Raw genomic sequence first — 22649 nt, forward strand, 5'->3', positions numbered from 1 at the left:
GACCGCAGAGACTACAGCTCCGGACCGACACCCGGCGGATGCCCAGGTCAGCGGACCGTCGTGATCTCGGGATCGGTGATCGGGCGATCCAGGACCGTGTCGGCGCGTCCGCGCAGGAACTTGTCGAACATGGCCGCGACATAGGTGCGCACCAGCGCGGCCATCCGGTCGGGGTCGATGGCGCCGACATAGGTGGCGGCCAGCGGCCGGGCGGCGGACGGGATCAGCGCGGGCAGGTCGGTGAAGTCGTAGTGCGCCGAATCCGCAATGGACAGATGCCGTTTCCAGCCGGTGGCGTGCTGCCAGAACGCGTCGAGGGAGGGGTTGGCGTCACCGACCTGCTCGATCTGCGCGCTGGTCAGCACCAGGGTGGGCCGGTCGATGCCCTCGGTCACCGCGCGCCCGAAGTCCTCGTCGACCCCGAGCTGACCGTCCAGGTCGACCGCGGCGTCGATGCGCCGGTCCTCGTGCATGGCCTCCACCGCGGTGTAGCCGCCGGAGGAGTGGCCGACGGTTCCCACCCGCTCCAGGTCGAGGACCTCGCCGAGCCCGGCGGGCAACGGGTCCTGCTCGGCGTCGGGATCGGTTCCGGTGGCGAGACCGCCGAGGGTGTCGAGCAGGAAGGCGAAGTCCGCCAACCGGGTCGCGATGTACTTCTGCCGGATCTCGGGGTCGAAGCCGTTGGGGGCCACCGCGGGACGCACGATCCGGCCGCCGGGGAATTCGACGGCCGGACCGGCCTCGTAGGTGTGGTCCACGGTCACCACGACGTAGCCGCGCGAGGCGAGGTCCTCGGCCAGGCCGGTGCCGAGGATTCGGGAGACACCGGCGCCCGGGGTGTACAGCACGACGGGATAGGTGCTGCCGGTCCGGGCGGGGGCGTCACGGTGCGCGTGGGTCAGCGCGCCCGGCAGCTCGGCGCCCAGCTTCTGTTCCAGCATGGGAAGCAGCTCGGTCGAGGCGTAGTGCGCCCGCGGATAACGGTCGGCGCCGGTCGCCGGGTAGAAGACCGACACCATCAGTTCCCTGGTGCTGCTGCCGGGGTCGAACGGGTCGGTCCGCGCGGTGTCGACCAGGTGCAGCGTCGTCGTGCCCACCGGCAGGTCACCGGTGGGGCTCGGCAGCACCGTCACCGTGCCCGGTCCGGCGGTACCCGCGCCGACGCTGCTCGTCACCAGCGCGGCGACTGCCGCCGCCAGCACGATCGTCCGACGAATCACCTTGTCCCCCAAGCGGAATCTACTTCCCGGGCGGTGATCGCCACCCCCACGGCCGCGGTCACGATAACAAACCGGTGACCGCGCCGGGGCCCGACGGCGCTGTCCGGGAAGCGGATTCAGCCGAGCAGCTGCCTGGCCAGCTCCCGCATCTCGGCCTTGCGGATCTTGCCGGTGACCGTCATCGGGAACTCCTCGACCACGTGCACATAGCGCGGGATCTTGTAGTGCGCGAGCTTGCCCGCGCAGAAGTCGCGCAGGGCCGCGGCGTCGAGCACGGCCGCGCCCTCGCGCAGCCGCAGCCAGACCATGAGCTCCTCGCCGTACTTCGCGTCGGGCACCCCGATGACCTGGGCGTCGAGGATGTCGGGGTGGGTGTAGAGGAATTCCTCGATCTCGCGGGGATAGATGTTCTCGCCGCCGCGGATCACCATGTCCTTGATCCGGCCGGTGACCGAGAGATAGCCCTCGTCGTCCATGACGCCGATGTCGCCGGTGTGCATCCAGCGGGCCGCGTCGATCGCCTCGGCGGTCTTGTCGGGCTGCTCCCAGTAACCCAGCATCACCGAATAGCCGCGCGTGCACAGCTCGCCCGGCTCGCCGCGTGGCAGGGTGCGGCCGGTGGCCGGGTCGACCACCTTCACCTCCAGGTGCGGGCCGACCCGGCCGACGGTGGCGGTGCGGCGATCGATGCTGTCGTCGCGGCGGGTCTGGGTGGACACCGGGGACGTCTCGGTCATGCCGTAACAGATGGCGACCTCGGCCATGCCCATCCGGTCGATGACCCGCTTCATCACCTCCACCGGGCACGGCGAGCCCGCCATGATCCCGGTGCGCAGGCTCGACAGATCCGGCGCGGCACCGGAGTCGAGTTCGGCCAGCATGGCGATGAACATGGTCGGCACGCCGTAGAGCGAGGTGCACCGCTCGGCGGCGACCGCGTCCAGCGTGGCGGCCGGATCGAAGGACGGGGCCGGGATCACCACCGCCGCGCCGTGCGAGGTGGCCGCCAGATTGCCCATGACCATGCCGAAGCAGTGGTAGTAGGGCACCGGCACGCACACCCGGTCGGCGGCGGTGTAGCCGCACAGTTCGCCGACGAAGTAGCCGTTGTTGAGGATGTTGTGGTGACTCAGGGTCGCGCCCTTGGGGAATCCCGTGGTGCCCGAGGTGTATTGGATGTTGATCGGGTCGTCGGCCGAGAGTCCTGCCGCGATCTCGGCGAGCAGGGCGGGGTCCGGGGCCGTGGCGGCGACCGCCTGCCACTGCGGTGTGCCCAGGATCAGGACCTGTTCCAGGGCCGGGCAGTTCGGCCGGACCTGCACGATCATCGACACGTAGTCGGAGGTCTTGAACTCCGGTGCCGCGATCAGCAGCCGCACCCCGGCCTGTCCGAGGACGTACTCGAGTTCGCTGGTGCGATAGGCGGGATTGATGTTGACCAGGATCGCGCCGATCTTGGCGGTCGCGTACTGGACCAGGAACCACTCCGCGCAGTTCGGCGCCCAGATGCCGACCCGGTCACCGGGGGCGATGCCGAGTGCGGCCAGGCCGGTGGCGACGGCGTCGACGGCGGCACCGAGTTCGCGGTAGGTCCAGCGGCGGCCGGTCGGGCGGTCGACGAGCGCGTCGTTGCCGGGGTGGGCGGCGACGGTGCGATCCAGGTTCGCGCCGATGGTGTCGCCGAGCAGGGGCGTGTCGGCGTCGCCGCACGCGTAGGACAGTTCGGTCACCGGATCTCCTCGTTCCGCAGCAGGAATCGCTGCACTTTGCCGCTGGGGGTCTTGGGCAGGCTGTCGACGAAGTGCACCCGGCGCGGATAGGCGTGGGCGGCGAACTCGTCCTTGACCAGCTGCTGGAGTTCGGCGGCCAGTTCGGGAGTACCCGCGACGCCGGGACGCGGCACCACGAACGCCTCGACGACCTCGCCGCGCAATTCGTCCGGCCTGCCGACCACGGCGGCCTCGGCGACCCCGTCGTGCAGGACCAGCACGCTCTCGATCTCGAACGGGCCGATCCGGTAGCCGGCCATGATGATCACGTCGTCGTCGCGGGAGCTGAAGTGGAAGAAGCCCTCGGTGTCGCGGGCGCCCACGTCACCGGTGAGGTACCAGCGGCCGTCGGCGGTGAAGCGGCTCGCGGTGCGTTCGGGGTCGTCGAGGTAGCCGAGAAACCATAGGAGGGGGCTGTGGTCGGTGTCGATGGCGACGCGGCCGATCTCGCCGGGTGCGGCCTCCCGATCGGCGTCCTCGGCCAGGACCGCGCACGACCAGCCCGGCAGCGACCTGCCCATCGAGCCGGGCGGTGCCGGGACGTCGAGTGCGGGATGCCAGGCGTGGCAGATGACCATCCCGTGCTCGGTCTGCCCGTAGTGGTCGCGCACGGCGACGCCGAGGGCCCGCTGCGACCAGGTGACGACATCCGGGGTGAGCGGTTCCCCGGCCGAGGACGCGCGCCGCAGCGCGAAACCCGGCTCGAAGGGCTCGTCGTCGGCGCGCAGGGCCCGGTAGACCGTGGGCGCGGCGGCGAAATTGGTGACGCCGAAGCGGTGCAGCACCGCCCGGGTGAGCGGGGCGGAGAAGCCCGCGTGCAGCAGCAGGGTGCGCACGCCCGAGGCCAGCGGCGCCAGGATCGCGTAGTAGAGGCCGTAGGCCCAGCCCGGGTCGGCGCCGTTCCAGTAGACGTCGTCGGGGCGCACGTCCAGGGCGAACTCCTGGTAGGCGTGGAAGGAGGCCAGCGCGCGGACGGGGATCGGCACGCCCTTCGGGGTGCCGGTGGTGCCGCTGGTGAACAGCTGGACCAGCAGACCGTCACCGCCGACCACCGCCGCCTCCGCCCGTGGATCATCGGCGCGGTGCGTGGCCAGCAGGGTGTCCCAGTCCAGGGTGCCGGGAACCCCGGCGCCCACGACGATCGTGTGCCGGTCGGAGTCGCCCAGCTTGGCGGCCTGATCGGCATCGGCGACGACGACCTTCGCGCGGGCGGCGTCGAGCCGGAACTCGACCGCGGGCGGGGCGAAGGCGGTGAACAGCGGCACGTGCACCGCGCCGCGCCGCCAGATCCCCAGCAGCGCCACCACCAGCTCGGCCGACTTCGCCATCAACGTGGCCACCCGGTCGCCCGGCTCCACCCCGAGCTCGGCCAGCGCGGCCGCGAAACGCTGCGAGGCCTCGCGCAGCTCGCCGTAGGTGAGCTCGCGCGCGCTCAGATCGGACTCGACCACCGTGACGGCCACCTGCCCGGCCGGATGCCGGTCGCACAGCAACTCGGCCGCGCAGGCCCCCGGTCCGTCGTAGTGGTCGAGCAGGGCACTCACCCGCGCGTCCAGGTCGGTACTCATCGCAGTTCTCCTCCAACGCCTGGGCCTGCTGCCAGGGTCTCCCCTAGAATGTGGCACAGCTCACGTACCCCACTACCCCCGAAAAGGGGTGACCCGATGAAGGCCACGTCCCTGCTGCGCCCCCGCGACGACGACGCGCTGCGCGCCGAGATCCGCTGGGTGGCGCACCGGGCCGATGTCCCCGTGGTGTTCGGCGGCCCGGTGCACGACGACACCCTGCTGCTCACCGAGTTCGTCGGCACCCTGACCACCGGCATGCGCGGCCTGTCGGTGCTGCGGACCTCCGGGCTCGGCGGCCAGGCGATGGAGTACCGCAGGCCCGCCGCGGTCGCGGACTATCGCGGTGCGTCCACGATCACCCACCACTACGACGGTCCGGTGGTCGGCGAGGGGCTGCGGTCGGTGATGGCGGTGCCGATCGTGGTGGCCGACCGGACGCGGGCGGTGCTCTACGCGGCCACCCGCAGCGTGGGCCCGCTGGGCGACCGGACCGCCGACGTACTGGTCCAGGCGGGCAGGCGGCTGGCGAGCGAGATCGCGGTGCGCGACGAGGTCGACCGCCGGGTCCGGATGCTCGAGCTCGCCGCTCCCCCGCCCGCCACCGGCGCGGCGGCCACCGAGGAACTGCGCGAGATCCACGCCGATCTGCGGGCTTTGGCGGCAGACGTCGGCGATGCCGCGCTGCGCGGCAGGCTGTCCGGAGTATGTGATCGGCTGACCGGCGTACTGGCCGGCGAACCCGGTGCGGCGGCGCCGCGGCTGTCGCGGCGGGAGCTGGATGTGCTCGCGCAGGTCGCGCTCGGCTGCACGAATCAGGAAGTGGCACTGCGGTTGTCGCTGGGCGCGGAGACGGTCAAGAGTTACCTGCGGCAGGCGATGACCAAGCTCGACGCGGGTACCCGACACGAGGCGGTCGCGCTGGCCCGGCGCCACGGCCTGCTGCCCTGAATCGCCTGTCCCCTTGACGTGTGGAATGCGTCACTCGACACGCCACGAACGGAACCTCTGATTCCGCTCGGCGGGCAACGGATCGAGTGACGCGGGTTGACCCCAGCGTCATGCGGAGTGCCGACCGGTCGGTCGCTTGCGATGTCGAATCCCGCAGCGGCACAACATCTGTCCTGCAGAGTTCGGCCGAGCGTCGCCCGGCGAAGCCGATCGGACCGAGCCACGCGCCCGCCACGAGCGCACGCCGACCCGTTCCGAATGGAATCAGAATGCCCCACCTTGGACGATCACACAACGAATGACCCTGATGGATACCCAAATGTCTTTAGGGCAAAACAATCTCGGACCGGTTCCGGCCCGGTAGCGTCGATCCGATGACGGAGCCTTTTCAATTGGCCGGCCTTTCCCTGGACTGTGACGACCCGGAGTCCCTCGCCCGCTTCTACCTCGGGCTGCTCGGTGGCCGGGTCCTGTGGAACGACGCACACAGTGTCGGAATCCGGATCCCGTCAGGTCTGACGATCGCCGCGCAACGCGTGGAAGACTATGTCCCGCCGGTGTGGCCGGGCACCGCGGCCGTGCACCTGGACCTCGCCGCCGACGCCGATCTGGATCTGTGCGAACAGCACGCGCTGGCCATCGGCGCGAAACCCGCACCGGTGCAACCCGATCCACGATGGCGGGTACTACTCGACCCCGCCGGGCACCCGTTCTGTATCACGACCAGGGTCGTACCGACCTGAGTCGCGGCTACTGCTCGGGCAGGAGATCGGGCCTGCGTTCGCGGGTCCGCTCCAGCGACTGTTCGTGGCGCCAGGCGGCCACCTTCGCGTGGTCACCGGAGAGCAGGATCGGCGGCACGTCCAGGCCACGCCAGGACACCGGCCGGGTGTAGCTGGGGCCTTCCAGCAGGCCGTCGGAGAACGAATCCTCCTGGTGCGACTGCTGATTGCCGAGCACGCCGGGGATCAGGCGCACGACCGCCTCGGTCATCACCAAGACCGCGGCCTCGCCGCCGATGAGCACATAGTCGCCGATGCTCACCTCCTCGACGCGCACGCGGCGGGCGGCGTCGTCGAAGACGCGCTGGTCGATGCCCTCGTAGCGCCCGCAGGCGAAGACGAGGTGTTTCTCGGTGGACCAGCGGTGTGCGGTGGCCTGGGTGAACGGCCTGCCCGCCGGGGTGGGGACGACCAGCAGCGCGTCGTCGGGGCACACCTCGTCGAGCGCGGCGCCCCAGACGGTGGGCTTCATGACCATGCCCGGCCCGCCGCCGTAGGGCGAATCGTCGACGGACTTGTGCACGTCGTGGGTCCAGCGGCGCAGATCGTGCACACCCACCGAGAGCAGGCCCTTGTCGACGGCCTTGCCGAGCAGCGCGGTGCGCAGCGGCTCGAGATACTCCGGGAAGATCGTGACGACGTCGAGTTGCACGAATTACTCCGGATCGAGCAGGCCCTCGGGCGGGGTGATCACCACCAGACCGTCGGCGACCGAGACGGTCGGCACGATGGCGGTGACGAAGGGAATGAGGATCTCGCGGCCGTCGTCGGCGGCGCGCACCGACAGCAGTTCGCCCGCGGCCGAGTGCAGCACCTCGGTGACCGTGCCGACGGCGGTACCGTCGGCGAGCTCGACGCGCAGGCCCTCGAGCTCGTGGTCGTAGAAGGCGTCCTCGTCCTCGGACGGGGGCAGCGAATCGCTGTCGACGACGAACAGCAGGCCGCGCAGAGCGTCGGCGGCGGTGCGATCGGCGACGCCGTCGACGAAGACCAGAAGCCGGCCCGAGTGCTCTCGGGCCGACTTCACGGTGTATTCGCGGGTCGCCGCGGATTTCGGCATCCGGCCGTGCAGGGTGGCACCGGGAGCGAAGCGGAGCTCCGGCTCATCGGTGCGCACCTCGACGACGAGTTCGCCGCGCACACCGTGCGACTTGGCGACCCGGCCTACGACGAGTTCCATCTAGGCGTCGGTGTCGACCACGTCGACCCGGATCCCCCGGCCGCCGATACCGGCGACGAGGGTGCGCAGCGCGGTCGCGGTACGTCCACCGCGCCCGATCACCTTGCCCAGGTCCTCGGGGTGGACGTGCACCTCGACGGTGCGTCCGCGGCGGCCGGTGATCAGCTCGACGCGGACGTCATCCGGGTTGGCGACGATGCCGCGAACCAGATGTTCGACGGCATCGGCAACAACGGCAGTCATTACTCGGCAGCCTCGGCGGCGGGGGCCTCGGCGGCCTCCTCGTCCTTCTTGGCGGCCTTCTTCTTCGGGGTGACGGCCTCGGCGACGGGCTCGTTGTCGGCGGCGGCCAGCGCGGCGTTGAACAGGTCCAGCTTGGACGGCTTGGCGGCCTTCACCTTGAGGGTGCCCTCGGTGCCCGGCAGGCCCTTGAACTTCTGCCAGTCGCCGGTGATCTCCAGCAGACGCTGCACCGACTCGGTCGGCTGCGCGCCGACGGACAGCCAGTACGCCACGCGATCGGCGTCGATCTCGATCAGCGAAGGCTCTTCCTTCGGGTGGTACTTGCCGATGGACTCGATGGCCCGGCCATCACGACGGGTGCGGGCGTCGGCGACAACCACGCGGTACTGCGGGTTGCGGATCTTGCCCAGGCGGGTGAGCTTGATGCGAACAGCCATGCTGATCTGCCTCTTTCAGTAGTTTGGTCACCACGCGATTCGGCGACCCGCATGGTCTGCGGGTCCGGTTTCGCGCATGAAGTGCGTGACCGCCGCGCGGTACGTGACCGGAGACGGGCTGACACTGTCCAGGAAGGACGGTTGCCCATTGTGCCAGACCGGGTCGTCCCGCCCGAAATCGCCTCCGCGCTCGTTCAGCGCAACTGCGAAGTATCGACGACTACCGGCACCGGACCAGGCGCCTTCACCGTTTCCCCGCTGTCGGCGAAGACCTCTTGCCGGTAGCCGGTCTCTCCCAGCGTGTAACCCCAGAATCGAGCCGGTTTCCCCATCGGCAACTCCACGATCCAGAGGTTCTGGATCCTCGCCGAAGCGTAGGCCGCGACCTTGGTGTCCCGCTCTTCACTCGAGTTGCCGGGCGACCAGACCTCGACGGCGAGCAGAACGTCCTCGGCGGCGAAGTTCACATGGCTGATCGCCCCGGCCACCACGGAGATGTCGGGAATCACACCGGTGCGCAGCGGCGTGCTGATACGGACTCCCACGGCGGGAAGAACGTGGAGGTCGCGCCGTTCCGCGGCCCGCAGCGCGTCTCGCAACATCACGGCCAATTCGAATGACGCGTACTGATGCGAACCACCGGGCGGCGGCGTCATGTGCAGGTACCCCCAGATGAGTTCGAGTCGCGATCCATCGTCCGGCTGCTCTTCGGCCAGCCAGTCTTCCACAGTCTTAGGGCCCAACGGGTGGATCATCGAAACCTCGGCGCTCATCGTCATCTCCGCCGATCTCCCCTGGTCGTACCGACATATGGACAACTCGGACCGGACTGATACTCAGCCGCAAAACTACCGATTCAACCTCGATCGCATGTTTGCACATGTTTGCAGCGTGTGGACCACTCTACAGACTTGCGCTCCCGCGACCTGGGAGAACGCCGCGACACAACCGGCTCGGCGGAGCAGCGACCGGGGCTCAGCGGTGGCCGGTGACAGGGTTGGGGGTTTTGACGACCATTCCGCGCAGGACGACCCATTGCGGGTCGGTCAGCGACTGCGGATCGGTGCGGGGGTCTTCGGTGTAGACGACGAAGTCGGCGGGGGCGCCTTCCTCGATGGTGGGGCGGCCGAGCCAGGTGCGGGCGGTCCAGGAGGCGGCGCCGAGGGCGTCGTGGGGGGACAGGCCGGCGCCGGTGAGGGCGGTGATCTCGTCGGCGATGCGGCCGTGGCGGATGGAACCGCCCGCGTCGGTGCCCGCGTAGATGGGGACGCCCGCCTCGTGGGCTCGGCCGACGGTGTCGCGGACGCGGCGGTGCAGGTCGCGCATGTGGGCGGCGTAGACGGGGAATTTGGTGGCGCTGTCGGCGATGCCGGGGAAGGTGTCGATATTGATGAGGGTGGGGACCAGGGCGGTGCCGTGGGCGACCATGGCGGCGATGGTGTCGTCGGTGAGGCCGGTGCCGTGTTCGAGGCAGTCGATACCGGCGTCGATCAGGCCGGGCAGGGCGTCCTCGCCGAAGACGTGGGCGGTGACGCGGGCGCCGTTGGCGTGGGCGGCGTCGATGGCCTGTTTCAGGATGTCGTCGCTCCACAGCGGGCGCAGGTCGCCGACGGAGCGGTCGATCCAGTCGCCGACGATCTTGACCCAGCCGTCGCCGAAGCGGGCCTGCTCGGCGACGATCTCGGGCAGGTCGCGTTCGTCGTCGAGTTCGATGCCCAGTTCGCGGATGTAGCGCTTGGGGCGGGCGATGTGGCGGCCCGCGCGGATGATGCGTGGGAGTTCGGCGTGCTCGTCGATGAAGCGGGTGTCTATGGGTGAGCCCGCGTCACGCAGCAGCAGCGCGCCCGCGTCGCGTTCGGTCTCGGCCTGCTCGATGGCACCCTCGCGGGTCTCGTCGCCGCCGCCGTAGCGGATGCCGACGTGGCAGTGCGCGTCGACCAGGCCCGGCACGATCCAGCCCGCGCCGCACAGGGTTTCGGCGCCGCGCACCGGCTCGAAGGTGACGGTGCCGTCGACGACCCAGAGATCGCGCTGCTCGTCACCGGGCAGAACCACACCACGCAGATGCACACGAACCTCCAGGGGTCGGCCTCGACACCGAAACTACCGCCCCGGATCCTCCGACGCACCCACGTACCGGGACCGGATATCGCACGAACCGCCGAGGCCGGGACCGAACGGAGCTGTCGCGCGAACCGCCGACACCCACTCACCAGAGCCGGAACCCGACGACCCGTCGCGGGATCAGCCGTCGAGGAAGACGGTCACCGCCGCGATGCGCGAGGAGCCCGGCGCGAAGTCGACGAAGGCCACGCCGTGCGCGTCCCCGACCCGCACGCTCGCGCTGACCGTGCGCCCGGCGGCGATCATCTTGGACCACTGGAGCTCTCGCGCCCGCTCGGCGAATTCCGCCACCGTGACCGGGGTGCCCGCGGGGAACCGGATCTCGGTGCGCGCGTCGAGCAGCGTGTGCACCCGGGCGGTGTCCCCGGCGGCCACGGCGGTGAACAACCGGCGGACCAGGCGTTTGCCGTGCCCGCCGACACCGCGCAGCGCACGCATCATGCCGACGGCACCACCCAGGCCCAGCTCACCGACGAGTTGCGGCCCGAGCTTGGCCCCGGCGAGTACGCCCGAGGTTCCCGTACCGAGCAGGCGGGCGATCATCGGCGCCAGTTCCCAGTGCGCGGCGAGGCGGGCGATGCGCCAGCCGTCGGGTGTCTCGACCAGGTCGTAGCGCAGGTGCATGGGCACGACGACGGTGGCGCCGGTCGACATGGTGGTCTCGATGTGCAGGTCACGGACCACCGAATGCCCCGCGACCAGGTCACGGTCGACCCGGAAGACGATCCCGTTGGGCCCGATGAACGTGTTGTAGAAGCGCGAGATGGCCTCGGCCCCGATGTGCGGGCGCGAGCCGACCGGATCGTTGACCTCGGCACCCTCGGCGAACAGGGCCACCCAGGCCGCCTTGTCGTGGGCTCCGACGGCCCGCGGGGAGGCGTGCACCGTCGCCAGCAGGTTCTCGGAAATCCGGTCCAGCGGCATGTTTCGTCGTCCTCACCTCGTCGTGTCCTCGCGCGATCCATGATAGAACGTGTTCTAGTTTTTGTGTCGGCGATCGTGTACTCCCACGACGCCCTGTTCAAACGGAGAATCTCGATGGAGTGGTACACCGGGAACACCACCTACGACACCGTGCTCACCATCGGCTTCGCCTTCGCGGCCTTCGTGATGGTCGGCGGGCTGTTCGCGCAGAGCCCCTACGGGCGCTTCACCTCCAGCAAGGTGGGTTTCAATCTCAATCCGAAGCTGGGCTGGTGGCTGATGGAACTACCGGCCACCGTGGTGTTCGCGGTGTTCTTCCTGACCGGCCCCGACCCGTTCTCGCCGACGCCGCTGGTGCTGGCCGCGATCTGGCTGGTGCACTACGGCAACCGGGGCTGGTTCTTCCCGCTCTCGATCCGGCAGGTACCGGGCAAGACCAGCAGTTTCAATATCGGCGTCGTGGCCGCCGGGGTGTTCGTCACCGCGCTGCACGGCTACCTCAACGGCGCGATGTTCAGCCACGACTACCTGGACCAGTACAGCACCGCGTGGCTCACCGACCCGCGCTTCCTGGTGGGCCTGGCCGTGTACCTGTGCGGTTTCGCGCTGCTGGTGCGCTCGGAGGCGATCGTGCGCAACCTGCGCGACAAGGACAACCCCGGCGCCACCGAATACCGCATCCCGCACGGCGGCGGCTTCCGGTTCGTCAGCAGCCCCGCCTACCTGGGCGAACTCATCGCCTGGACCGGTTTCGCCCTGCTCACCTGGTCGCTCGCGGGCGTGGTCATCCTGCTGATCACCGCGGGCAACCTGGTGCCGCGCGCCTTCGCCACCCACCGCTGGTACAAGGAGAAGTTCGCCGACTACCCGATGAACCGCAAAGCACTGATCCCCGGCGTGATCTGAGCCGAACACCGCGGCCGGTGATCCGTGTCGGATCACCGGCCGCGGGTGCGTGCACTAATTCTTGGGGAACTTGAGCTGGGAGAGGTCGATGCCCTCCAGGCCCGGGGGGAGCTGGTCGAGGCCGGGCGGCATCTGCGACAGGTCCATGCCCGGAGGCAGGCCGGGCATCCCGGCGGGCATGCCGGGGAAACCACCACGCATCTTCGGCGGGGTCGGGCCGCGGCCACCCTTCTTGCCCTTCTTGCCCTTCTTGTTGTTGCCGCGGCGCGCGCCGGGCAGGCCCATCTGACGGCCCATCATGGCCATCATCTTCTTGGCCTCGAAGAATCGGTCGACGAGCTGGTTGACCTCGGAGACCTGCACGCCCGAGCCGTTGGCGATGCGCAGGCGGCGGGAGGCGTTGATGATCTTGGGGTTGTCGCGCTCGGCGGGGGTCATGCCGCGGATGATGGCCTGCACGCGGTCGAGCTGCTTGTCGTCGACGGCGGCCAGCGCGTCCTTCATCTGACCCGCACCCGGCAGCATGCCGAGCAGGTTGCCGATCGGGCCCATCTTGCGGATGGCCAGCATCTGGTCGAGGAAGTCCTCGAGGGTGAGCTCGCCGCTGCCGATCTTGCGGGCGGTCTCCTCGGCCTGCTGGGCGTCGTAGACCTGTTCGGCCTGCTCGATGAGGGTGAGCACGTCGCCCATGCCGAGGATGCGCGAGGCCATCCGGTCGGGATGGAAGACGTCGAAGTCCTCGAGCTTCTCGCCGGTGGAGGCGAACATGATGGGCGAGCCGGTGACATTGCGCACCGACAGCGCGGCACCACCGCGGGCGTCACCGTCGAGCTTGGTGAGCACGACACCGGTGAAGCCGACACCGTCGCGGAACGCCTCGGCGGTGCTGACGGCGTCCTGGCCGATCATCGCGTCCAGGACGAACAGGGTCTCGTCGGGCTGCACGGCGTCGCGGATGCCCGCGGCCTGGCTCATCAGCTCGGCGTCGATACCGAGGCGGCCCGCGGTGTCGACGATGACCACGTCGTACTGCTTGGCCCTGGCCTCGGCGACACCGGCGCGGGCCACCTCGACCGGGTCGGCCGCGGAGATGCCGAGCGGGTTCTCGCCACCGCCGACGGAGGTGCCGGGGTGCGGGGCGAACACGGGCACGCCCGCGCGCTCACCGACGACCTGCAGCTGGGTGACGGCGCCGGGGCGCTGGAGGTCACACGCGACCAGGATGGGCTGATGCCCCTGGCCCTTGAGCCATTTGGCGAGCTTGCCCGCGAGGGTGGTCTTACCGGCACCCTGCAGACCGGCCAGCATGATGACCGTGGGCGGGTTCTTGGCCAGCGTGAGCCTGCGGGTCTCGCCACCGAGGATGCCGACGAGTTCCTCGTTGACGATCTTGACGACCTGCTGCGCCGGGTTGAGCGCGGCGGAGACCTCCGCGCCCTTGGCCCGCTCCTTGATCTTGGCGATGAAGCCGCGCACCACGGGCAGCGCCACGTCGGCCTCGAGCAGGGCGAGGCGGATCTCGCGCGCGGTGGCGTCGATGTCGGCCGGTGACAGCCGCCCCTTACCGCGCAGATCCTGCAGTGCACCGGTAAGCCGGTCGGACAGGGATTCGAACACCGATCGCGCTCCTGATCTGAAAGGGACGTGTATTGCCCTCCCAGGGTAATGGGTGTTATTCCCGGTGGCGCACGTGCGGTGGCGCGGTGCGGCGCAATTCGTGATTCTCGATGTTCACCAGGTACACCGCCTCGCGGCCGGTGAGGCCGAGTTCGCGCGAGAGCGACTCGATCCGGTTCCATTCGGAATCGGGACTGTCGACGTGGTGCGCGGTGGTCGAGGCGATGGTCATCGCGGCCAGCGCCTGGGCACCGGTGAGGGTGCGTCCCGGGAGCCACGAAACCACCCACAGGTCACCGCCGACGCAGCGCGCGATGTGCGCGGTCGCGTCGCTGGTCATCATTGATGCGGAAACGACTTCGATAGCCACGGATCTGCTCTCCCCTCGAACGAGTGACAGCCAGACCCGAGGAATGCTATAGGTCACATCTCGACTTATCGGGCAGCGCGCGGGGATTGCGGGCAACCTGATAGCAATCGGTGAGTAAACCGTGTCCTGACAGTGTCAGGTGCCGTCGTCGGTGGCTTCCGGGGGCGGGGGCGGCGCGGGGTGCGGAACCACTTCCAGCACAGCCTTTTCGATGCCGGCGCGTAGCTGTGGGGTGTCGGCGGCGCCGAGTTCGAGGCAGAACGCGTCGACCACGGCCGAGCCCATCGTCACGGCCTTGGCCCAGCGCACATCGGCGCCCGCCGCGGCGAAGGCACCGGCGAGTCTGCTGAGCAGGCCGATCCGGTCCTCGGCACGCAGTTCCAGGATCACCTGGCCCGGGGTGCTGGTCGCCGACCAGAGCACGCGCGGCTGGGCGAGCGCGTAGCGGCCGGGTCCGGTGCCCTCGGCCTCGGCCTCGCGTTTGGCCAGCACCTCGGGCAGGTTCAGCGCACCGCTGGTGGCCTTGATGAGTTCCTGGCGCAGCAGGCCCGCGTCGGGTGGGTCACCGAATTTCGGGGTCACCACGAAGGTGTTGACCGCCGAGTCCCCGGCCGAGCCCAGCGCGGCCGAGAGCACCCGCAGCGAGTGCAGGGCGAGCACGCCCGCCGCGTCGGAGAGCAGCCCGGCGCGGTCGGGGGCGATCACGGTGACGACGTGGGTGTGCTTGCCGTCGCCGGGGACGAGGGTGACGTGCACTCCCCCGCCGCGCGCCCGCTCGAGCAGGTCCGGGTCGATCGGTTCCGGTTGCGGCAGTGGCTCGCCCGCCATCACCAGCTTGCAGCGGCGGACCAGTTCGCCGATCAGCGAGGCCTTCCAATCGCCCCACACGCCGGGACCGGTGGCCAGGGAATCGGCTTCGGCGAGGGCGTGCAGCAGTTCCAGCAGGCCGACGTCGCCGTCGAGTGCCTCGGCCACGTGCCGCACCGTCGCCGGGTCGTCGAGATCGCGGCGGGTGGCGGTGTCGGGCAGCAGCAGGTGGTAGCGCACGATCGCGCTGAGCGTGCGGATGTCGGACGGCCACAGGCCGAGCCTGCGCCCGATATGGGTGGCCAGTTCGGCGCCGACGACGCTGTGGTCGCCCGTGCGGCCCTTGCCGATGTCGTGCAGCAGGGCGCCCAGGGTGAGCAGGTCGGGCCGGGCGACCCGGGTGCTGAATCCGCTGGCGTAGGCGACGGTTTCCATCAGGTGCCGGTCGACGGTCCAGGTGTGCAGGGCGTCGCGCGGGGGCAGATCGCGCACCGCGCCCCATTCCGGGAACAGCCTGCCCCACAGGCCCGTCCGGTCCAGCGCCTCGACCGCGTCGATGCTGCCGCGTCCGGCGCCCAGCAGCACGAGCAGGTCGTTGAGCGCGTCCTTGGGCCACGGTTCGCGCAGCTCGGGGGCGTCCTCGGACAGGCGGTTGAGCGTGGTCGCCGACATCGGCAGCCCGGTGCGCGCCGAGGCCGCGGCCACCCGCAGGATCAGGCCGGGATCGCGCTGGGGCCGCGCGTCCCTGGCCAGCACCACCTCGCCGGCGTGCTCGACCACCCCCTCATCGAGTGGTCGGCGCACCGGCATGCGGCGCAGGCGGGCCAGGCCGCGGCGGGGCAGCGCGTTGGCGGCGGTGCGCAGCCCGACCTCCGACGAGTAGCTCACCGTGCGGGCCGCGTCGCTGAGCATCCTGGCCAGATCGAAGCGGTCGCCGATGCGCAGCGCGGCCCCGATCTCGTCGGCGTCCTGGGCCCGCAACTGGTCGCGGGCCCGGCCCGCCACGCGGTGCAGTTCGGTCCGCACGTCGAGCAGTCTGCGATGGGCCTGCGCGAGGCCGCCGCCGGGCACTTCCGGACCCAGGCCCGGCATGGCGTCGGTGAGCTGGGCGATCGACAACGCGTCGAGCAGCTGGATGTCGCGCAGGCCGCCGCGGCCGTTCTTCAGGTCGGGTTCGGCGCGGTGGGCGATCTCGCCGCTGCGCTGCCAGCGGGCGGTGGTCTGGGCGATCAGCGCGTCGAAGCGGGAGCGGATGCCGGTGCGCCATTCCCGGCGCACCCCGCCGATGAGCAGATTGCTCAGGTCCTCGTCGCCGACGATGTGACGGGCCTCGAGCATGCCCAGCGCGGCGATGGTGTCGTCGGCGGCCACCCGCAGCGCCTGCGGGACCGTGCGCACGCTGTGGTCGAGCTTGATGTGGGCGTCCCAGAGCGGGTACCAGAGCTGGTCGGCGACCTCGGCGACCACCTTCGGGTCGACGTCGTCGTGCAGCAGCACCAGATCCAGATCCGAGTAGGGCAGCATCTCACGCCTGCCCAGCCCGCCCACCGCGACCACGGCCAGGCCGCTGTCGGCGGTGATGCCCAGCTCGCTGCCCTTGCTGGTCAGCCAGAATTCGAACAGGTCGACCAGCGCCGCCCGCAACGCCTCCGGATCCAGGCGCGGATTGCGCGTGCCCGCTCCCTCGAGCAGCGCCGCCCTGGCCTTGACCAGGTCGGCCGCGCCGTTGTGCTGAATACCGCCGTTCTGTGCTGCCACTGCCCCACCGCCATTCATGCGGGCGGCCCCGCCCCGACCGGTGTACCGGTGGGAGCGGGGCCGCCGCTCGATCGTTGCGCCGCCGGTCGCTCCGGCGCCGGATTACAGCGCGTCGGTACCGCGTTCGCCGGTACGGACCCGGATGATCGTGTCGACCGGGGTGACCCAGACCTTGCCGTCACCGATCTTGCCGGTGCGCGAGGCCTCCACGATCACCTCGACGACCTTCTCCACCGAGGCGTCGTCGACGACGATCTCGACGCGGACCTTGGGGACGAAGTCCACCGAGTACTCCGCACCGCGGTAGACCTCGGTGTGGCCCTTCTGCCTGCCGTAACCCTGGACCTCGCTGACGGTCATGCCGAACACGCCCGCCTGCTCGAGTCCGGTCTTGACGTCCTCCAGGGTGAACGGTTTGACGATAGCGGTAATGAGTTTCATTACGTCATGCCTCCTTGACGGCAGTCCGTGCCGTGCCACTCACAGCAGCGAAATCGTAGGCCGTTTCCGCGTGCTCGGACTCGTCCATTCCCGCAGATTCTTCCTCGGCGCTCGCACGCAGGCCGATGGTGGCCTTCAGGACCAGGGCGATCACCGTCGCGACGACCAGCGAGTACGCCAGCACCGCGAAGGCACCCGCGGCCTGGCGCCACAGCACGTCGAAGCCGCCGCCGTAGAACAGGCCGTCGGCACCGGTCGGAGCCTCGGCGGTACCGACCAGACCGATGAGAACGGTACCGATGACACCACCGACGAGGTGGATACCGACCACGTCGAGCGAGTCGTCGTAGCCGAACTTGAACTTCAGGCCGACCGCCAGGGCACAGGCCGCACCGGCGACCGCGCCGATGGCCAGGGCGCCGAGCACGTTGACCGAGGCACAGGCCGGGGTGATGGCGACCAGACCGGCCACGATGCCCGAGGCCGCGCCCAGCGAGGTGGGGTGACCGTCACGGAACTTCTCCACCAGCAGCCAGGCGAGCATGGCCGCGGCGGTGGCGACGAGGGTGGTGACGAAGGCGGCCGCGGCGGTGCCGTTGGCACCCAGCGCCGAACCGGCGTTGAATCCGAACCACCCGAACCACAGCAGGCCGGCACCCAGCATGACGAACGGGAGGTTGTGCGGACGGAACGGCGACTTCGGCCAGCCCTTGCGCTTGCCCAGGACCAGCGCCAGCGCCAGCGCGGCGGCACCGGAGTTGATGTGGACGGCGGTGCCACCGGCGAAGTCGATCGCCTTGACCTTCTCCATGATCCAGCCGCCACCCCAGACCCAGTGCGCGACGGGGAAGTAGACGACCGTGGCCCAGACCGCGGAGAAGACCAGCCAGGCGCTGAACTTCATCCGGTCGGCGACCGCACCCGAGATGAGGGCGACGGTGATGATCGCGAACATCGCCTGGAAGGCGACGAAGACGAGCACCGGGATCGTGCCGGTCAGCGGCACGCCGGCGGAGTCCTCGCCGAAGCCGGTGAACAGGGTGCGCAGGCCGAAGAACTCGACCGGGTCACCGATCAGGCTGGCCTTGTCGGTGCCGAAGGCCACCGAGTAGCCGTACAGCGCCCAGAGCACACCGATCACGCCCATGGCGCTGATGCTCATCATGATCATGTTCAAGACGTTCTTGCTACGGACCATGCCGCCGTAGAAGAACGCCAGTCCGGGTGTCATCAGCAGCACGAGAGCCGCGCTGGTCAGAACCCAGGCCGTGTCACCTGTGTCGGGTGCACCGATCTCGGCGCCCGCCAGGAGTACGGGATTCACCACCTTTTGTCCTCCTCATCTCGAGCCCCGCCGAGTACGACGAAGGCCTGCCAAGAAGGGTCCTCATCCGGTGTTTCATCCGGTGAGCTGTGGTGTTTCACCTGCGTGAACGGATAGCCGAGTTGTGTTGCTTCCAGGTTTCGTGGGGTTGGCCACACCTGGGCACCTCACGGTGAGGAGGGCGCCGATGTGCGGTTCGCCACGTGTTCGCAGCAGGCCGCGGCGGCGCTGTTCGCCCTGGACACGCCGCTGCCCGCCGGGTCGCGGGGACCGGGCGGGCAGCGGGTGGCGACGGTGCGGTCAGGAATTGCCGCCGAGCAGCGCGTCGACGAAGGCGCCGGGCTCGAACGGGGCCAGGTCGTCGGCGCCCTCGCCGAGACCGACCAGTTTCACCGGAACGCCCAGCTCGTGCTGGACCTGGAAGACGATGCCGCCCTTGGCGGTGCCGTCGAGCTTGGTGAGCACCACGCCGGTGATGTCGACGACGTCGGCGAACACCCGCGCCTGCATCAGCCCGTTCTGGCCGACGGTGGAGTCCAGGACCAGCAGCACCTCGTCGACGGCTGCCTTCTTCTCCACCACCCGCTTGACCTTGCCCAGCTCGTCCATCAGGCCGGTCTTGGTGTGCAGGCGGCCCGCGGTGTCGATCAGGACGGCGTCGACGCCGCGGTCGATACCCGCGGTGACCGCGTCGAAGGCGACGGCGGCCGGGTCGGCGGCCTCTTTACCGCGCACGGTCTCGGCGCCGACGCGTTCGCCCCAGGTCTGCAGCTGGTCGGCGGCGGCGGCGCGGAAGGTGTCGGCGGCGCCGAGCAGCACCCGGCGGCCGTCGGCGACGAGCACGCGGGCCAGCTTGCCGGTGGTGGTGGTCTTGCCGGTGCCGTTGACACCGACCACCAGCAGGATCGCCGGATGTTCGGCGTGCGGGAGGGCGTGGATGGAGCGGTCCAGGTCCGGGCGCAGGGCCTCGATCAGTACGTCGCGCAGGGCGGTCCTGGCCTGTTCGGGGGTGCGTACGCTGCGCGCGGCCATCTCCTCGCGCAGGCGGGCGACGATCTTGCCTGTGCTGGCGGTGCCGATATCGGCCAGCACCAGGGTGTCCTCGATCTCCTCCCAGGAGTCCTCGTCGAGGTCACCGCCGCCGAGCAGGCCCAGCAGGCTCTTGCCGACGGCGTTCTGCGAGCGCGACAGGCGCCCGCGCAGGCGGACGAGGCGACCGGAGGTGGGGTCGATCTCCTCGATCGCGGCGGCGACGGCGTCGGTTTCGGCCGGAGGTTCGGGGGTGACGGGCTGGGCCGGAGCGGTCTCGGTGGGGGCGATCTCCGCCGGAGCGGTGTCGGCCGGGGCGACGGTGCCGGTGGGGGCCGTGTCGGTCGGCGCGGTGTCGGTGGGGGTGGTGTCGGCGGGCGCGGTGTCGGTCGCGGACGGCGCGGTGTCGGTCGGCGCGGTCGGCGGGGCTTCGGTGGTGGGGGTGGTGTCGAGGCTGCTCAGGTCGTCGGGGACCACCACGGTCTCGGCATCGCGCACATCGGTCTCGGGCAGCGGCACGTCGGTGATGCCGCGGCGCGGGGTGTCACGCGGGACGGCCGCGTCGTCGCCGATGTGCGGCTGGCCCTCGTCGTCGGTGCGCCCACCGGCCGGTTCGGGGCGCGGCAGGGTCGGGGCCGACCCGCCCTGACTGAAATTGAAGCCGCCCGCGGCGGTATAGCCGCCGGAACGGTCGGTCAGCTCCTTGTCCGGCTCGGGTGGGGCCAAGGAGATCTGGCGCCGCTTGTACAGGACGAAACCCGCGACGAGCGCCACCAACAGCACGGCGGCGATCGCGGCGATCAGGATCCACGCTTGCGAACTCACCCGGCCGAGTCTATTCGGGCAGCGTGTAGTGGCACGTCGGCGGCGTCGGCGGGGCAGGTCGGCGCGGCCTTTCGCGGCCTGTCGGCACGCCGGGCAAACACTACAGATTCGTTGTCCTGCGGAACTTCTGGCGCAATCCCCATAGGATCGGCGGCGTGACCGATCGAAACGTGCTTGGGGGGCCGCTGGAAGAGTGCGGCGCCGATCCTCTCACGGGCTTCTACCGCGACGGGTGCTGCAGCACCGGTCCGGAGGATCTCGGCAGCCACACCGTGTGCACCGTCGTGACGGCGGAATTCCTGGAGCATCAGGCGTCGATCGGCAACGATCTGAGCACGCCGCGCCCGGAGAACAACTTCCCCGGGCTGCAGCCGGGTGATCGCTGGTGTGTGGTTGCCGTGCGCTGGCTGCACGCCCACGAAGACGGTGTCGCCGCCCCCGTCGTGCTGGCCGCCACCCACGAGAACGCCCTGGAAGTGATCTCGGTGGACATCCTGCGCAAATACGCGGTCGATGTCCCCGACGATGTGAGCGATCTGCTGTAGCTCTCGGGTCCGGCCGGTCGTCAGGGGTGACGGCGGCGGTGGGCTTTCTGGCGGCAGGCCGGGGAACAGTAGCGGGCCGGACGACCGGTACCGGATCGGTGGACGGTGGCGCCGCAGACCGGGCAGTGCACAGCGTCGGTTTCATCACGAACCGCTGTTTCGTCACGGGCGGTTCGTCCCGGTTCCGTGACATCCGGTGGTGTGGCGCGCAGAGCGTCGAGGATGAGCGCGGCGGCCGGGGCGAGGGTCGGGCTGCCGGCCCGCTGTCGTTGGATCGCAACACATCCGGTGAACAGGTCGAGCACGTCGGTGACCGTCACGTCGAGGCGGACCGCGCCGTGGCGCTGGGCGGCGGCGAGCAGCGCGGCCAGCGCGCGATGGAAGCGTTCGCCCGCCTCGCGCAGCAGCGCGCGCGGCCAGCCGTCGTCGGATTGCACCAGATCGCACAGGTCGCGATTGGCCGGTGTCGTGAGGACGACGTGCCTGCACAGTGTGAAGAACGCGGTCCCGGGATCGGGTGCGGCCAGCTGTTCGGCGGCGAGCGCGGCCAGGCGGTCCACCCGCTGCTGCATCACCGCTTCCACCAGGTCGGTCTTCGTCGGGAAGTGCCGGTGCACGGTGCCCGCGCCGACGCCCGCGCGCCGCGCCACCTCGGCCAGCGAGACCGCGGTACCCCGCTCCGCGAGCGCGCGCTGGGCAGCCGCGAGCACGAGCGCGCGATTGCGGCGCGCGTCCGCCCGGCCCGCCGGTCCGGCGGTGTCCTGGACCGTCATTTCGTTACGCCCTCTCCCCGATCGCCCTGGTCGCGAGGGCAGTGCCACCCGTACCGTCCGGAATACGGGTCGACCGACCCGATTCTAGCGACGACGAACGGAACCATTCCGACATGACCTCCGAACTCCCCGTCCTGGTCACCGGCGCGACCGGGCAGCAAGGCGGTGCGACCGCGCGCAGGCTGCTCGCCGACGGCCACCCGGTCCGCGCCCTGGTCCGCGACCGCGACTCCGCCGCCGCGCGTGCCCTGGCCGCCGCCGGGGCCGACCTCGCCGTCGGCACCTTCGAGGACGCCGCGGCCCTGCGTGCGGCCGTCACCGGCACCCGGGCCGTCTTCCTGGTCCCGGTCGCGACCTACGCGGCGCACGGCTGGGACATCACCGACGAGGCCCGCCACGGCATCGCCGTCGTCGAGGCCGCCGTGTCGGCCGGTGCCGGGCAGATCGTGTTCACCGGCGTCGCCTCGGCGGGCGACCCGGCGGCGTGGGGCATGCAGGGCAAGGTCCGCATCGAAGAGGCGGTCGCCGCCTCCGGCCTGCGCTACACCCTGCTGCGCCCGGTCCGCTTCATGGAGAACTACCTGCTGCGGGGCAGCCCGGTCGACGGCGTGCGGCCCGGCGGCGAGCACTACCACCTGTTCCCCGCCGACCGCCCGCTCCAGATGATCGCCGTCGAGGACATCGCCGCCTTCGCCGCACTGGCCTTCGCCGACCCGGACGGCTGGCACGGCCGCGCGCTGGACCTGGCGGGTGAGGCGATCACCCCGGTGGCGGCGGCGGCCCTCATCGGCGCGGCCACCGGCCGTCCGGTCCACTACCGGGAGGCCACCGAGGCCGAGGCCGACGCGATCGGCCCACAGCTCGGCAATGTCTGGCGGCTGGCCCGGCAGACCGGCGGCTGGCACGCCGACATCCCCGCCGTGCGCGCGCTGTATCCGGGCCTGACCGGCCTGTCCGACTGGCTGGCCCGCGGCGGCGCCGAGGCGATCCGGCACCGGATCGACGCCGTGCCCGTGCGCTGAACCGGGCAACTCGGCCGACGGATGACCCGGCGGTCCC

General features: G+C 70.5%; 22 protein-coding genes. 5 read left to right on the forward strand and 17 right to left on the reverse strand.

The annotated features are described in order from the left end of the window. Positions 1 to 47: 47 nt before the first annotated feature. From ACFC06_RS09120 to ACFC06_RS09130, 3 genes are all read right to left on the reverse strand, one after another. Entirely contained in the window at positions 48 to 1220 is a 1173-nt protein-coding gene (locus ACFC06_RS09120) for an alpha/beta hydrolase family protein (protein WP_375929251.1), read from the reverse strand. Positions 1221 to 1336: 116 nt separating this feature from the next. Continuing rightward, positions 1337 to 2950, reverse strand: coding sequence for an AMP-binding protein (locus tag ACFC06_RS09125; protein WP_375929252.1), 1614 nt, complete (start codon positions 2948 to 2950; stop codon positions 1337 to 1339). Then, complete coding sequence (locus ACFC06_RS09130; RefSeq protein ID WP_375929253.1) at positions 2947 to 4557, reverse strand: AMP-binding protein; 1611 nt, start codon at positions 4555 to 4557, stop codon at positions 2947 to 2949. The genes ACFC06_RS09125 and ACFC06_RS09130 overlap by 4 nt, the downstream gene beginning before the upstream one ends. A gap of 96 nt (positions 4558 to 4653) precedes the next feature. On the opposite strand from ACFC06_RS09130, the gene ACFC06_RS09135 reads away from it, so the two are divergent. Further along, positions 4654 to 5505: a LuxR C-terminal-related transcriptional regulator gene (locus ACFC06_RS09135; protein WP_375929254.1), complete on the forward strand. Its 852-nt coding sequence runs from the start codon at positions 4654 to 4656 to the stop codon at positions 5503 to 5505. A gap of 374 nt (positions 5506 to 5879) precedes the next feature. Beyond that, positions 5880 to 6248: a VOC family protein gene (locus ACFC06_RS09140; RefSeq protein WP_375929255.1), complete on the forward strand. Its 369-nt coding sequence runs from the start codon at positions 5880 to 5882 to the stop codon at positions 6246 to 6248. 7 nt (positions 6249 to 6255) lie between these two features. Here ACFC06_RS09140 and trmD read toward each other — a convergent pair whose 3' ends face one another. The 7 genes from trmD to ACFC06_RS09175 form a co-directional block, all read right to left on the reverse strand. Beyond that, positions 6256 to 6939: a tRNA (guanosine(37)-N1)-methyltransferase TrmD gene (trmD, locus tag ACFC06_RS09145; protein WP_375929256.1), complete on the reverse strand. Its 684-nt coding sequence runs from the start codon at positions 6937 to 6939 to the stop codon at positions 6256 to 6258. Between the two features lie 3 nt (positions 6940 to 6942). After that, the gene (rimM, locus tag ACFC06_RS09150) at positions 6943 to 7467 is read right to left on the reverse strand and encodes a ribosome maturation factor RimM (protein WP_375929257.1); all 525 of its coding nucleotides are present in this window, start codon (positions 7465 to 7467) and stop codon (positions 6943 to 6945) included. Continuing rightward, positions 7468 to 7710 (reverse strand): RNA-binding protein, encoded by a 243-nt coding sequence (locus tag ACFC06_RS09155; RefSeq protein WP_019048210.1) that lies wholly within the window; start codon positions 7708 to 7710, stop codon positions 7468 to 7470. Beyond that, positions 7710 to 8147, reverse strand: a complete 438-nt coding sequence (gene rpsP / locus ACFC06_RS09160; RefSeq protein ID WP_110035883.1) for a 30S ribosomal protein S16 — start codon at positions 8145 to 8147, stop codon at positions 7710 to 7712. Before rpsP ends, ACFC06_RS09155 begins: the two co-directional genes overlap by 1 nt. 194 nt (positions 8148 to 8341) lie before the next feature. Further along, positions 8342 to 8920 carry a Uma2 family endonuclease gene (locus ACFC06_RS09165; protein ID WP_375929258.1) on the reverse strand — a complete coding sequence of 193 codons (579 nt, stop codon included), beginning with the start codon at positions 8918 to 8920 and terminating at the stop codon, positions 8342 to 8344. A gap of 202 nt (positions 8921 to 9122) precedes the next feature. Further along, the gene (locus ACFC06_RS09170; RefSeq protein ID WP_375929259.1) at positions 9123 to 10217 is read right to left on the reverse strand and encodes an amidohydrolase family protein; all 1095 of its coding nucleotides are present in this window, start codon (positions 10215 to 10217) and stop codon (positions 9123 to 9125) included. A 174-nt stretch (positions 10218 to 10391) separates the two neighbouring features. Continuing rightward, a complete protein-coding gene (locus ACFC06_RS09175) occupies positions 10392 to 11195 on the reverse strand; it encodes a nuclear transport factor 2 family protein (protein WP_375929260.1) in 804 nt (267 codons plus the stop codon). Positions 11196 to 11309: 114 nt separating this feature from the next. Between ACFC06_RS09175 and ACFC06_RS09180 the strand changes: the two genes are divergently transcribed. Then, entirely contained in the window at positions 11310 to 12101 is a 792-nt protein-coding gene (locus ACFC06_RS09180; protein WP_375929261.1) for a 3-oxo-5-alpha-steroid 4-dehydrogenase, read from the forward strand. 54 nt (positions 12102 to 12155) lie between these two features. Here the strand turns inward: ACFC06_RS09180 and ffh are convergent, their stop codons facing one another. From ffh to ftsY, 6 genes are all read right to left on the reverse strand, one after another. Next, positions 12156 to 13718, reverse strand: a complete 1563-nt coding sequence (ffh, locus tag ACFC06_RS09185; protein WP_375929262.1) for a signal recognition particle protein — start codon at positions 13716 to 13718, stop codon at positions 12156 to 12158. Between the two features lie 55 nt (positions 13719 to 13773). After that, positions 13774 to 14058, reverse strand: a complete 285-nt coding sequence (locus tag ACFC06_RS09190; protein ID WP_375929263.1) for a hypothetical protein — start codon at positions 14056 to 14058, stop codon at positions 13774 to 13776. Positions 14059 to 14223: 165 nt separating this feature from the next. Beyond that, positions 14224 to 16671 carry a [protein-PII] uridylyltransferase gene (locus tag ACFC06_RS09195; RefSeq protein ID WP_375929264.1) on the reverse strand — a complete coding sequence of 816 codons (2448 nt, stop codon included), beginning with the start codon at positions 16669 to 16671 and terminating at the stop codon, positions 14224 to 14226. Between the two features lie 84 nt (positions 16672 to 16755). Further along, positions 16756 to 17094 (reverse strand): P-II family nitrogen regulator, encoded by a 339-nt coding sequence (locus tag ACFC06_RS09200; RefSeq protein ID WP_336081457.1) that lies wholly within the window; start codon positions 17092 to 17094, stop codon positions 16756 to 16758. Positions 17095 to 17098: 4 nt separating this feature from the next. After that, the gene (locus tag ACFC06_RS09205; RefSeq protein ID WP_375935342.1) at positions 17099 to 18403 is read right to left on the reverse strand and encodes an ammonium transporter; all 1305 of its coding nucleotides are present in this window, start codon (positions 18401 to 18403) and stop codon (positions 17099 to 17101) included. Positions 18404 to 18718: 315 nt separating this feature from the next. Next, entirely contained in the window at positions 18719 to 20272 is a 1554-nt protein-coding gene (gene ftsY, locus ACFC06_RS09210; protein ID WP_375929265.1) for a signal recognition particle-docking protein FtsY, read from the reverse strand. Between the two features lie 155 nt (positions 20273 to 20427). On the opposite strand from ftsY, the gene ACFC06_RS09215 reads away from it, so the two are divergent. Further along, positions 20428 to 20817: a DUF2237 family protein gene (locus tag ACFC06_RS09215; protein WP_067448994.1), complete on the forward strand. Its 390-nt coding sequence runs from the start codon at positions 20428 to 20430 to the stop codon at positions 20815 to 20817. A 20-nt stretch (positions 20818 to 20837) separates the two neighbouring features. Here ACFC06_RS09215 and ACFC06_RS09220 read toward each other — a convergent pair whose 3' ends face one another. Further along, positions 20838 to 21590, reverse strand: coding sequence for a TetR family transcriptional regulator (locus tag ACFC06_RS09220; RefSeq protein WP_375929266.1), 753 nt, complete (start codon positions 21588 to 21590; stop codon positions 20838 to 20840). 113 nt (positions 21591 to 21703) lie between these two features. Between ACFC06_RS09220 and ACFC06_RS09225 the strand changes: the two genes are divergently transcribed. After that, on the forward strand, positions 21704 to 22612 hold the full coding sequence (locus ACFC06_RS09225) for an NmrA family NAD(P)-binding protein (RefSeq protein WP_375929267.1): 909 nt from the start codon (positions 21704 to 21706) through the stop codon (positions 22610 to 22612). The last annotated feature ends 37 nt before the right edge of the window (positions 22613 to 22649 follow it).

Source organism: Nocardia sp. NPDC056064 (assembly GCF_042266925.1).
Lineage (GTDB): Bacteria > Actinomycetota > Actinomycetes > Mycobacteriales > Mycobacteriaceae > Nocardia.

What these genes read in the sequence shown, in the direction of transcription:
- ACFC06_RS09130 (WP_375929253.1), bottom strand. Translation starts at nt 4,557, where the DNA reads ATGAGTACCGACCTGGACGCGCGGGTGAGTGCCCTGCTCGACCACTAC.
- ACFC06_RS09135 (WP_375929254.1), top strand. Translation starts at nt 4,654, where the DNA reads ATGAAGGCCACGTCCCTGCTGCGCCCCCGCGACGACGACGCGCTGCGC.
- ACFC06_RS09140 (WP_375929255.1), top strand. Translation starts at nt 5,880, where the DNA reads ATGACGGAGCCTTTTCAATTGGCCGGCCTTTCCCTGGACTGTGACGAC.
- rimM (WP_375929257.1), bottom strand. Translation starts at nt 7,467, where the DNA reads ATGGAACTCGTCGTAGGCCGGGTCGCCAAGTCGCACGGTGTGCGCGGC.
- ACFC06_RS09155 (WP_019048210.1), bottom strand. Translation starts at nt 7,710, where the DNA reads ATGACTGCCGTTGTTGCCGATGCCGTCGAACATCTGGTTCGCGGCATC.
- rpsP (WP_110035883.1), bottom strand. Translation starts at nt 8,147, where the DNA reads ATGGCTGTTCGCATCAAGCTCACCCGCCTGGGCAAGATCCGCAACCCG.
- ACFC06_RS09165 (WP_375929258.1), bottom strand. Translation starts at nt 8,920, where the DNA reads ATGAGCGCCGAGGTTTCGATGATCCACCCGTTGGGCCCTAAGACTGTG.
- ACFC06_RS09175 (WP_375929260.1), bottom strand. Translation starts at nt 11,195, where the DNA reads ATGCCGCTGGACCGGATTTCCGAGAACCTGCTGGCGACGGTGCACGCC.
- ACFC06_RS09180 (WP_375929261.1), top strand. Translation starts at nt 11,310, where the DNA reads ATGGAGTGGTACACCGGGAACACCACCTACGACACCGTGCTCACCATC.
- ACFC06_RS09190 (WP_375929263.1), bottom strand. Translation starts at nt 14,058, where the DNA reads ATGACCAGCGACGCGACCGCGCACATCGCGCGCTGCGTCGGCGGTGAC.
- ACFC06_RS09195 (WP_375929264.1), bottom strand. Translation starts at nt 16,671, where the DNA reads ATGAATGGCGGTGGGGCAGTGGCAGCACAGAACGGCGGTATTCAGCAC.
- ACFC06_RS09200 (WP_336081457.1), bottom strand. Translation starts at nt 17,094, where the DNA reads ATGAAACTCATTACCGCTATCGTCAAACCGTTCACCCTGGAGGACGTC.
- ACFC06_RS09220 (WP_375929266.1), bottom strand. Translation starts at nt 21,590, where the DNA reads ATGACGGTCCAGGACACCGCCGGACCGGCGGGCCGGGCGGACGCGCGC.
- ACFC06_RS09225 (WP_375929267.1), top strand. Translation starts at nt 21,704, where the DNA reads ATGACCTCCGAACTCCCCGTCCTGGTCACCGGCGCGACCGGGCAGCAA.